Source organism: Cohnella sp., assembly GCF_041640265.1.
Taxonomy (GTDB): Bacteria; Bacillota; Bacilli; order Paenibacillales; family Paenibacillaceae; genus Cohnella.
In genome coordinates, this window is record NZ_JBEQAP010000086.1 from 989 (window position 1) to 12,183 (window position 11,195).

At 44.8% G+C, this 11,195-nt stretch carries 12 protein-coding genes, 1 pseudogene and 1 riboswitch; of the genes and pseudogenes, 5 read left to right on the plus strand and 8 right to left on the minus strand.

All coding sequences use genetic code 11. From position 1 onward, the window contains the following. Window positions 1-163, plus strand: a 163-nt coding sequence (locus ACESLK_RS29090; protein ID WP_373233347.1) for a dihydrofolate reductase family protein, incomplete at its 5' end; no start/stop codon positions are given. A 141-nt stretch (window positions 164-304) separates the two neighbouring features. Here the strand turns inward: ACESLK_RS29090 and arsC are convergent. The 4 genes and pseudogenes from arsC to ACESLK_RS29110 form a co-directional block, all read right to left on the minus strand. Then, window positions 305-727: an arsenate reductase (thioredoxin) gene (arsC, locus tag ACESLK_RS29095; RefSeq protein WP_373233332.1), complete on the minus strand. Its 423-nt coding sequence runs from the start codon at window positions 725-727 to the stop codon at window positions 305-307. 26 nt (window positions 728-753) lie between these two features. Further along, window positions 754-1,104: pseudogene (locus ACESLK_RS29100) on the minus strand (ArsB/NhaD family transporter); the annotation flags it as partial. Window positions 1,105-1,157: 53 nt separating this feature from the next. After that, a complete protein-coding gene (locus ACESLK_RS29105) occupies window positions 1,158-1,292 on the minus strand; it encodes an ArsB/NhaD family transporter (RefSeq protein ID WP_373233333.1) in 135 nt (44 codons plus the stop codon). 12 nt (window positions 1,293-1,304) lie between these two features. Beyond that, window positions 1,305-1,619, minus strand: coding sequence for an ArsR/SmtB family transcription factor (locus tag ACESLK_RS29110; protein ID WP_373233334.1), 315 nt, complete (start codon window positions 1,617-1,619; stop codon window positions 1,305-1,307). Window positions 1,620-1,861: 242 nt separating this feature from the next. On the opposite strand from ACESLK_RS29110, the gene ACESLK_RS29115 reads away from it, so the two are divergent. The 3 genes from ACESLK_RS29115 to rfbB all read left to right on the plus strand — a co-directional run bounded on the left by ACESLK_RS29115 (window position 1,862) and on the right by rfbB (window position 4,458). Next, entirely contained in the window at window positions 1,862-2,665 is an 804-nt protein-coding gene (locus ACESLK_RS29115) for an SDR family NAD(P)-dependent oxidoreductase (RefSeq protein WP_373233335.1), read from the plus strand. Window positions 2,666-2,685: 20 nt separating this feature from the next. Beyond that, window positions 2,686-2,865: a hypothetical protein gene (locus ACESLK_RS29120; protein ID WP_373233336.1), complete on the plus strand. Its 180-nt coding sequence runs from the start codon at window positions 2,686-2,688 to the stop codon at window positions 2,863-2,865. Window positions 2,866-3,456: 591 nt separating this feature from the next. Further along, window positions 3,457-4,458, plus strand: a complete 1,002-nt coding sequence (gene rfbB / locus ACESLK_RS29125; RefSeq protein WP_373233338.1) for a dTDP-glucose 4,6-dehydratase — start codon at window positions 3,457-3,459, stop codon at window positions 4,456-4,458. A 96-nt stretch (window positions 4,459-4,554) separates the two neighbouring features. Here rfbB and ACESLK_RS29130 read toward each other — a convergent pair whose 3' ends face one another. From ACESLK_RS29130 to mgtE (ACESLK_RS29140), 3 genes are all read right to left on the minus strand, one after another. Continuing rightward, on the minus strand, window positions 4,555-5,397 hold the full coding sequence (locus tag ACESLK_RS29130) for a glycosyltransferase (RefSeq protein WP_373233339.1): 843 nt from the start codon (window positions 5,395-5,397) through the stop codon (window positions 4,555-4,557). Continuing rightward, complete coding sequence (locus ACESLK_RS29135; protein ID WP_373233340.1) at window positions 5,394-5,627, minus strand: hypothetical protein; 234 nt, start codon at window positions 5,625-5,627, stop codon at window positions 5,394-5,396. Before ACESLK_RS29135 ends, ACESLK_RS29130 begins: the two co-directional genes overlap by 4 nt. A 127-nt stretch (window positions 5,628-5,754) precedes the next feature. Beyond that, window positions 5,755-7,113, minus strand: a complete 1,359-nt coding sequence (gene mgtE / locus ACESLK_RS29140; RefSeq protein ID WP_373233341.1) for a magnesium transporter — start codon at window positions 7,111-7,113, stop codon at window positions 5,755-5,757. Window positions 7,114-7,320: 207 nt separating this feature from the next. Next, window positions 7,321-7,486: riboswitch (M-box (ykoK) riboswitch) on the plus strand. Window positions 7,487-7,930: 444 nt separating this feature from the next. Between mgtE (ACESLK_RS29140) and mgtE (ACESLK_RS29145) the strand changes: the two genes are divergently transcribed. Next, window positions 7,931-9,127: a magnesium transporter gene (gene mgtE, locus ACESLK_RS29145; RefSeq protein WP_373233342.1), complete on the plus strand. Its 1,197-nt coding sequence runs from the start codon at window positions 7,931-7,933 to the stop codon at window positions 9,125-9,127. 912 nt (window positions 9,128-10,039) lie between these two features. Here the strand turns inward: mgtE (ACESLK_RS29145) and ACESLK_RS29150 are convergent. Further along, on the minus strand, window positions 10,040-11,167 hold the full coding sequence (locus tag ACESLK_RS29150) for a Ger(x)C family spore germination protein (protein ID WP_373233344.1): 1,128 nt from the start codon (window positions 11,165-11,167) through the stop codon (window positions 10,040-10,042). Window positions 11,168-11,195 lie beyond the last annotated feature (28 nt).

The following is an 11,195-nucleotide window of genomic DNA, read 5'->3' on the forward strand; positions in this document are numbered from 1 at the left end:
TCTAGCGGAGCTCGGTCTCGTTGATGAGTATCGACTCTATCTCCATCCAGTCGTGCTGGGTCACGGCAAGCCGTTTTTCGCCGGTCCTCGGCCGCCGCTGAGCCTCGTGGCAAGCGATCAAATTGGTGAGCAGGTGATCAGGTTGACCTACGTTCCAGTTTAGTAGTGCCGTTGACCCAGAAAATAATATCGATCAAGTTATTTAGTTCTTAGATTAATTTTTCTAATGACTGGGTCAGACGCCGGAGAAGATACCCGGCGTCTTTCTTTTTGAACCCTAGTACGAGCGTGCTCTCCGACACTCTTATTTACCCTCTTGAACGAACTGCTCCACACGCGACTTGATGGCATCGCGTACTGCACGGAACTGATCCATGATTTCTTCTTCCGACCCAGTCGCTTTAGCGGGATCGTCGAAGCCCCAGTGCCATTTGATGACGTTCGGATTGGAGATGACGGGGCAATGCTCATCAGCATGTCCGCACAGTGTGATGACGTAGGTTGCTCGATTCAAAGTCTCCGGATCAATGATGTTGGAGGTATTCGAAGAGATATCAACGCCGGATTCTGCCATGACTTTAACTGCACGCGGGTTCAGTCCGTGGGCTTCAAGTCCCGCGCTTTTCACTTCATAAAGAGGACCGCCGATCGCATTCAAGAATCCGTCCGCCATTTGGCTTCGGCAAGAGTTGCCCGTACAGAGAAAGTACACGAGTGGTTTTTCCATTTTCTCATTCTCCTTTAAGATGCGTTTTAGTAGATGATCATAAGCCAGAGATAAAGGCTCGAAAGCGTGATAAAGAGGACAGGAACGGTCAGAAGGATGCCGATCTTAAAATAATACCCCCAACCGATTTTGACGCCCTTGGAAGAAAGCACATGAAGCCACAACAAAGTAGCCAACGAACCGATAGGCGTAATTTTGGGACCCAAATCGGATCCGATAACATTCGCATAGATGAAAGCTTCACGAACTAAACCTGTTGCATCTGTGCCTTGAATGGCAAGCGCGTCAATCATGACGGTCGGCATGTTATTCATGATCGAGGAGAGGATAGCCGCAATAAATCCGGATCCGATTGTAGCCGCGAACAAGCCCTGGTCTCCGACCCAATCGAAAAACATTCCAAACGATCTGCGTAACATCCCAAACATCATTAAAATTGACGATGCCGAAGATCCAAAGCGAGGATTGTGCCCCCGCAAGCGGACCAACCAATGTTGAGCCCTTTAGGCTGCCAGATGACAAGAACAAGCGTGACAAGAAAGATAAGAGAAGCGATCGTTAACATAATTCCTCCACGTTAGTCGCAGCTTTGCCCTTTTAACGAATCTACTCGATCCTTCATCGAGGGTAACTGAGCCAGTATTTCTTTGATATAGGGCTTATCCTCTACATTCAGGGAATAATACACCCACTGCCGACGTTTGGTCTCATTGATGAGACCGCCGGTTTTTAACTTTTTCAAATGCTGGCTCACATTCGGTTGCGTGGTCTCCAGCAGTGCGACGATGTCGCATACACATAGTTCGCCTTCTTTGAGAAGCGTAAGAATCGTGAGTCTGCTTTTGTCCGACAGGAGTTTTAGGGAATCCGTCATCTCCTCGATATGAGTCATTAGAATTTCACTCCCTTCCTTACCAAGTTCAGCTATTTCGTATTATACACCGTCTTGAGTATAAGTAAAGAATAATATTAGTGATGACTTATCTTAAATCGAATAGGAAAAATAAAACCTTGTAAACCAAGGTAAGCTCACCTGTGGGTAAGGAGAAGGACTGATTCATGCATAAAATTAGATCATCTGCTAACCATACTCAAAGAGATTAGGTCAAACGAGGGAAAATAAGGCGGGAAAGCATGAAACACAATGTTCGAAAAACTGCAATAGTGACCGGGGCTAGCAGCGGTATAGGCAAAGGAATCGCTATTGTGCTTGCTCGCGAGGGGTATGATCTTTCCACCGTTTACCGTTCGAATGATGATGGAATTCACGATTTAAGGAAGATCATATTGGATCAATATGGCTGTCGTTTGCATGCCGTCAAGGGCGACTTGGCGGAACCTTGCTTTGTAGAGCGCTATGCGAGGGAGGCTATCGAAGTCTTAGGCAAAGTCGACCTGCTCGTTAACAACGCAGGGGCGGGTTACGCTGCAAAGCTAATAGAGATGAAGTCGGAAGACATGCTTCCTTTTATCAACGTGGATTTCGTCGCTCCCATTCTCATGATGAAAACGGTCGGGCGTCATATGCTGGAGAATGGCATTAAGGGGAGTCTTATCAACATTACGTCGACGAGAGCGGAGCGCGCTTATCCCCATGATTCGTTATACGGAGGAATGAAGGCGGCTCTTCAACGAGCTAGCCAATCCATCGCGATCGAATTAGCCATGAACGGCATCCGCGTCAACAATGTGGCGCCCGGTGCAACAGAGATAGAACGGGGGAGCGATGAATTTTACGACAAACTCGGTCAAAAGATCCCGCTCCGGCGAGTCGGCAAACCGAAAGACATCGGCGAAGCGGTAAATTGGTTGGCTTCCGATGCCGCATCCTATATTACTGGGGTAATTCTCAAGATTGATGGCGGTTTGATCCTCCCAGGGATGCCGGAAACAGAAGACGAAACGACCAAGTATTATGGCTGGAGACCCGTTAATTAATACACTGGAGGAGACCATTCATGTCGAATAAAAAGAACTACTACGTTTTCGAATCGCCAAACGGTACCGCAATCGAATTTCAAGCTACAAGCCTGCAGCAGGCCATGGTGATTAAAAAAAAGAAGGCCTTAACCATGGGGATTCCTAAAGAGGCTTTTGAACTAACGAGCATACGTAAAAAACCAAGCCTGACCGAATAGATTTCGTCCACGCTGATGAAGAGCCCGTTAACCGAGCTCTTCATTTTTACTGCTTGTTGCGGCAACACCTTAGCTTATTTTTTGTTGGTCGAACTTGCGACTTCGGAATCACGGTTGTTTCCGGGCGATTTTTTGCCCTTCTTGTTTGTCGATAGGCGAGACATGCTCATCGCTCCTTTCATTAATCTCGAGATATTTTTAACCCAAGGGTTCTGTAGGAGTATGTCCCGGCAGCTTACCTGTAATCCAAAGATCGCAGTCAAGTTTGTGTCCCGTTTTAGACGGCAGCTTCAATATTGACGTCTGTCATTGTTCCTCTTTTCATCAAACTTCGAATTTATTCGATAAAAAAAGCCCATTTAGTTTATGGGCAAATATCTGTATAATGAAAAACGATACAATACGTATCATAAAGGCATTCGCAGGGTGATGCCAAATGGCATTCAAATAGAGCGGAAAATCTGAAGAATAAGGAAGTGATAAATGCAGAAAAGGGGCAGGGCGAATTCGCAACAAAGGTAAGACATCAAAACAGAGGTTCAAGGAAATCATTAGAATGCACATAACGTGCCAAGGAAAGGGTGGACGTATTTGAGAGTGCTTGTGACAGGCGGAGCAGGTTTTGTAGGCAGCAACTTTGTCCATTATCTAAGACAAAACTACCCGCAATATGAAATCGTTATTGTCGATTTATTAACTTATGCCGGAAATCTTGAAAACCTAAAAAATCCAGAAAACAGGGCACAGAAATTTCAGAAACATCAAGATCGGAACCATCACAAAGCTTTTCGATTTATTAAAGCAGATATTGTTGATAAAGCCAGTTTGAGACCGATCTTTAACGAACATATTGATGCGATTATCAATTTTGCCGCTGAGTCCCATGTAGATCGAAGCATACGCTATCCGTCATTGTTTGTGAAGACAAATATTATGGGTACACAAACTTTGTTGGATTTAGCGCGTGAATTTAAAGTCGGAAAATACATTCAAATTTCTACTGATGAAGTATACGGTTCACTAGGAGCTGATGGGCTATTTACGGAAGAAACCCCTTTAGCGCCGAATAGTCCTTATGCAGCAAGCAAGGCCTCCGCGGATTTGCTTGTTCGAGCGTACCATGAAACCTATGGATTAGACGTTAACATTACTCGATGCTCGAATAACTACGGTCCATATCAGTTTCCCGAGAAGCTCATCCCATTTATGCTATTTAAAGCGTTAAGCAATCATGCGCTCACGGTATACGGCGATGGGCTGAATGTGAGGGACTGGCTGCATGTTGAAGACCACTGCAGAGCCATCGATTTAGTATTGCATAATGGGAAATCGGGCGAGGTGTACAACATTGGCGGCAATAACGAATATACCAACTTACAAGTCATCAGAACTTTGCTTAGAGAGCTCAAAAAGCCTGAATCCCTAATTACACACATTGAAGACCGATTGGGTCATGACCGGAGGTACGCCATTGACGCCTCCAAAATCAGAAAAGAACTGGGCTGGACACCAAAGTACCAATATGAGAATGGAATCAAGCAAACGATAAAATGGTACTTAAACAATGAAGAATGGTTAAGGAAAAAAGCGTAAAGATGATTTAACTTCGTATCCAAAAACCAAGGAGAGAAATAAGCCTTGGTTTATTTTTTTGGAAAATTTCATAGGGCACCTGGATGCTTCTAGAGATCATCCGGCTCGATAGGGAATTGAGACAAACGAACTCGCGTGTGTAAAATAAACGGTTTCGTAGGCATGCGCTTCATCTTCGACTGAAGGCATCGTCTGGCTGCGGAGATTTCTTTTAAGCCGATTGAGCAAAGCAGGCGAACTGAGAATCCGTTCGATTCGACGTGCCAAATCGGGCGCGCTTCCGACTTGGAAGGTGCAGCCGTTGATCCTGTCTTTGATTATCTCCGCCATGCCGCCGATATTGGAGACGATCGCCGGTACACGGGAGGCCAGCGCCTCGTTCAGCGCGAAAGGATAATTTTCATACCAGATGGAGGGGACGACGGCGACATCGCTTGCTTGATAAATACGCGAGAGATCCGATTCGGCATACGTTCCGAAAAAGGCGATCCGAGAATCCGATGAAGCCTTTTCCTGCATGGCTCTGACATAGTCGGGGTTTCCCGAGCCATAGATGTTCAGTCGGAGCCTCGAAGAAGGGATCAACGACAAGGCGTCGATTAAGACATGTACGCCTTTGTGCTCGCTTATCGATCCTCCGTACAGAAGCGTTATGGAACTGCGCTTGCCGTAAATTTTCTTATTGGGCTTTAAAGTCTCATGGCGTAAACCATGACGCAGCACGTCGATACGGAGCTGCGGGAAGGTACTCTTCACCATTGACGCCAGGAACGCGGACGGAGATAACAACTGACTGGCGGATTGCAGGATAGGCAGGTAGTTCGCTAGGCGCTCTTGAACGTTCCCGATCCCGCAATAAGCCAGACACGCTGCACCGCCTTCGGGACCCGCGCACAGATTGCGGTTATCATGCAGCATGAGCGATTTGGGGCAGATCATCCAGAAACGTTGATCGCATACTCGGTTGAGAAGAGGGGACCGAGGTTTCCGAAAGCTTCGGACCCCGCTTTGGATTCGGAACGGCCCTCGTAGCGGTTTTTCTTTTTTCGATTTGACTTGACCCGCGTTTTTCGTTTGCCGCCTCTTCTATTTCCGACCGCCAATTGTTTTTTTGAACGCCGGAGACGCGAGACTGTTCGTTTTCTTCTGCTTTTTTCGATTTGGGTCAATACGAAACCTCCTAACCGATACGGATGCCTGCATCGTTACAAAACAGCATATGAGAACCGCCAGGTTATGCTTGGGTAGGTATCCAACGACACCAAGGATCGTGCCAAGACGCGTCAGGGGGTGTCTTCACATCAAATAAGAAATAAACAATGAAGCAATACTGAAATAGACAGTCAATGAAAAAATGTCATTTAAAGTTGTGATCAATGGACCGGAAGCGACAGCCGGATCAACCTTAAATAGATAAAGGATTAGCGGAATAATCGTGCCGGCTAATGTTCCAATAACAAGTGTCGCGAATAAAGTGCTGCCGACAACCAAACCTAGAATGGGATCGCCCTGCCAAACTGCGGCTACAAGGGTGATCAATATTCCACATACTAAGCCAATCATTAATCCGACACTTAATTCCCGCATGACCAATCTGGTCACGTTTTTACGGTTATTCTCATTGGACATAAGCCCGCGAACAACAACAACAAGCGACTGCGTTCCAGTATTTCCAGTCATCCCTGCGATCATCGGCATAAAATAAGTTAAGGCCACAACTTGGGTAAGCGTTTCCTCGAATCCGCTGAGTATACTTCCCGTTAATACGCCCAGTCCTAACAACAAAACCAGCCAAGGCAAGCGTCGTAAAGCGGCTGTGACAGGTCTTGTTTTCCAATCGATCGTCTTGCCGGATGCGGACAATTTGGCTATATCCTCATTGGCCTCTTCAATGATGACATCCAAAACATCATCAACTGTTACGATCCCGACAAGACGATTTTGATCGTCTACAACCGGAACGCTAATAAAATCATACTGCTCAATGACCCTTGCCACTTTCTCCTGATCCATATGGACTGGAACAGAGATGACCCGGCTGAACATAATATCTTCTATCTTATCGTTAATATCCCCCAGTAGGAGATCGCGATAAGATACCACTCCCACCAGTTTTTTCGATTCGTCAAGCACATACAGATAGTATATATTTTCAGCCATTTCAGCAAACGATTTAAGTTTGTCCACCGCTTCTCGAACCGTATAGGTTTGTCGGATCCAAACATACCTGTTCGTCATAATCCCCCCTGCGGTTTCCGGGGGATAACGCATGAGCTCCTTCACGTCATTGGACTCATCAGCTTTCATGGATACCAAGAATTGCTCAAATTTATCAACGGATAGTTCGTTCAGCAAATCAGCCAGATCATCATTTTGCATGAATTCCATTACATTGGAGGATTGCTGGACGCCCAGCTTATGTAAAATATCGATTTGCAAACGGGAATCCAATTCTTGTATGAGAGTGGCCATTTGTTTAGGTTGGAGAAACCCTAGAAATTTAAGCCGATGTTTTTCGGGAAGGGCTACATATAATTTCGCAATATCATAAGGCTGCAGTTCTTGAATAACTTGTTGGACTTCATCTTGTTTATGTTCTTTCAAATGTTTGATAATAAGCAGCAGAATTTGTTCTTCTGACATTCCGAGCACCATGGTGTGGCACCACCCTTTTTTTGTCCGATTACAAAAAGTTTCCAGCTTCCATTCTTGCCTTCAGGCCTCCAGACTATTCCATATTCTTGAGTGAATGGGCATTCACCTGCACCAAATCAAAGAAATGAAATACAATAAAATAATAAATTTTGGGAATTTAGATGTTGACAAGTGAATTCGCCAGGGATAGAATGAAAAACATTGATCATATGACCTCGTTAGGTGAGGCTCCTATACAAACATAGGCCACTGCCCGGAAATATCGAAAGATGCCAATGGGTAGAACAGGAACTGCCGGACTAAGGCTTTTCTTAAGGTGGCTAAGGATTATCCTTTACGTTGTATAGTGCTAAAGCTCGACTAGGGGTGAGATGCATGCATGTGTATATTGTGTGCGCTTATTCAACCCTCTAGTCCATAGAGGGTTTTTCATTTTTGAAAGGGGGGGAACGTCACATGGAAAGTAGTCCGAGTAGTCGAACGTCACCTATTAGACCAAATCCTGTGATGAGGGAGAACGATGTTCTCGCCGTCCTTTCAAAACAATTATTCACTTGCACATGTCTACCTTTCCGGTCGCGAGAGGTTTACTTCGCTGCGTTTGATTGACATGGCGCAAAAGTGACGGTTTTGAAAGTGTCGAACTCCTCCAATCTCAGGAGGAGTTTTTTATTTTGAACTGGAGGTGAGGGAATGGGCGATAGCGGCGATAGTTGTAGGTCTTATTGGGCTGAACAATTTCAATCAAGCATCAAGCAAGATACCGTTTCCCTCACTGTCCGGAAAAGGTTTCTTGCCAATTAAGGAGGAGACCAAAATGGTTAAATTGAATCTTCACAATCGCGATGAATACACCAAAGAAGTTCTGCAAGCGTTGATGCACGGAGAATTTGACGATTTTCGAAATTGGTTTGCTGAGCTTCATCCGACGGATCGGGTCGATATTTATCAATCTGTAAACGAAGAATGGAAAGAGTCGATCAGACAAAATCTTTCGGCCGAACATATGGAACGTAAGGAAGCGGCTGATGTTAAGACGATTCTTGCACAAAAGGAAGATTCGGCAGGCTCGTTGATGACAACGGAATATATCGCGATTGAGACTAATGATTCAGTGAATGATGTACTCGCGATGCTTCGCCAGCGGGGGAGAGATGCCGAGACGATCTACTACCTTTATGTGATAAATGGCGGTGGTCGGTTGGTTGGTGTCGTATCTCTTCGAGATCTGATTGTGGCCGATCTTGATGCAAATATCCGAGACATCATGAGTTCGAAGGCCATCTCTGTGAGAATGGATACGGATCGTGAAGAAGTAGCCCGGATGATCAAGAAATATGACTTTCTTGCTTTACCGGTTGTTACGGACAAAGGGGTTTTAGTCGGCATTGTGACGGTGGACGATGCGATGGATATAGAACAAGCAGAAACTACAGAAGATTTCCACAAGATGGCGAAAGTCATTCAATTAGGGAAAAGCGTCAAAGATGCAGGGGTTCTTTTCCTGTTCCGGAAACGCATCGTATGGCTTGTTATTCTTGTCTTTGTCAACATCTTTTCCGGCGCAGGGATTGCCCTGTTCGAGGATACCATTGCAGCTTCCATTGTCTTGGTGTTCTTCCTGCCGCTTCTGATCGACAGCGGCGGAAATGCGGGTTCGCAGTCGGCGACATTGATGATTCGCGCCATAGCTACTGGAGAAATCAAACTTAAAGACTGGTATCGCATGTTTATCAAAGAGGTTGGCGTAGCCGCGTTGATGGGAATTGCGATGGCCGCCGCCGTCTCGATACTTGGGTTGTATCGGGGCGGATGGGATATTGCAGTCGTGGTGGCATTAACCATGATATGCACCGTCATGCTTGGCTGCCTGATCGGAATGACGCTACCCTTTATTTTCAGCAGAATGAAGATGGACCCGGCAACGGCCAGCGGCCCCTTGATTACTTCTCTTGCCGATATTTGCGGTGTATTAATCTATTTCTCCATTGCAACCTGGTATTTGGGACTATAAAACAAGGAGTGACGTATGATGGATATTTATCATCAAACAAAGATTTTGCGTTTTCCGAATCTCCTATTTATTATGAGAAGGGTTCTGTCTTTAACTCGAAACGAAAGCTCTCTCTAAATTTTGAGGGAGCTTTTTGTTTTTATTCCACAAAAAGGTTTTATTCGGTTTCAAAGAATATCTTCAAAACTTAAAGATTCACATTTGATCAAAATAACGGATGGAAACCACACCTATTGGAAATGCTTTTATAAGACGCCTTGCTGGAAGGTGTAAACTATGCAGAACCGTTGTCGCGATTCAGAGCGGAATCAGACAACAAGCAAAAAAAATAAAGTGCATCGACTGAAAAAACCGCCCCTGTCTCAATACATGCTTTATTGGCTTGCATTGTATGGAAGCACAGGGGTCTCTCTTGTTTTTTACTCGGTATCCCTTTTACTATGGTTTATTTGGAACATAATTAAGATCGATATTGTCATTGACTCTACATTTGTCACGCAATTGAGTTATTTTTTTCCCTTAATCGTTTTCGTACAGTTTTGTATCATGATATCGAGTTTACATCTCAGAAAAGCATGGAATCAAGACGGTGGAAGAAAGCTCCCATATATTTTTCGATATATACTTCATAAACAAATACACCGACTAAAACTTGAATTAACCAGACAAAAAAATAAATGAATGTCGAAGCGAGTGCGATCGCTCGGGCAAAGCATACTTAATTGATATTCAAAAAGAATATTGCTCCAATAAAGTCGCGACTAGCGTTGCGGCTTTTTTTTGACTAGCTCGTCGAATATGCCCGCCCCACGGGTTTTGCTTGGTACCCTTGAAGCGCAATGACTAACGGGTGAAAGTGGGATATTGCGGTAGGAGGAAGGGCCGCCTAGGCTAGCACGACGACCCGGGTTCTTATTTGACGGGCCCTATATATTTGATCGTGGTATCGATGTTTAAAGGAATGTCTGCTCTGGAGAAAGCTTCACCCCAGTTATTCTGAACCTTCTTCCATTGTTCGTACTGGTAAGCCCGAGCATATCTCCCCAGTCCGATTGGGTCGACATGATGTTTTTGAAATTTCTCTAGGAGCTGTTCCAATTGGTCCCGAATACTGCTTTCGATCTCCTGTTCGAAATCCCTTAAATTATCCTTCATGTCATATGGGAATAATCGCTCTTTAAGGGCCATGGACAGTGTAATATCGGCAGGGAAGTAGAACTTTTCGTTACGGTAACCTGGTTTAATTCTCAGCCTTGATTGATTTATACTCATATTGATCAAGCCAGTATCAAACAAACCGCTTTTTTTGACATCTTGAAATCGGGCAAACAGGGATGCTTGACCATTGTTTATACGATCTGAATTCATCAGGATATAGAACAGGGTTGTTTCATTTGGATTCAAGGTCGTTGCCATTTTTCCCTTTTTATCGAGAAGTACGGTTCCCGTCGCAGTAATTTTATTGCCGTCCAACCTAATGCTTGAAATGTAGGGGGTAACCCCTTTATCGTGCATTTGAATGTCTAATTGCTGTAAGTTGGTTTTTACGGTTTGCCCCCGTTTTTCATTAGTGTCAATTAGGCTTGTTAATCGAAGCGGCAGTAGGGGGAGATCCTGGGATTTTAGATTTACGACATCGGACACATTTCCATCGACGGCAACTACTCGGGCGCTCAGCGAAAGTTTGGAATCCCGAAAAAATACATCCAACAACGTAAACCAGTTTTTCTTCTTTAGCAAACGTTTCCCGACCAAGACCACCTGGATTTTCCCGCCGACGATCATTCCAGCGGTCATTGAGTCAAAATTTTGTCTTGCTTGTCTTAAAGTCGGGGCTTTACTCTCGAGAACCTGAGTACTTCCTTTGACGTTACTGCTGAATACAGGAGCAACAACGTAGGTTGTAATATTGCTCTCATCGTCCAAATCCATGCCTATAACCAATGTAATGGATAGATCTTCGAGGTTCACCGCACGATCGCACCCTGGGAGAAGAACGATGAATACTAACGTTAGGAGAATTTTCTCAAGAACTTTCATTTTAGCGATACTTCCTTATTCGAATAAT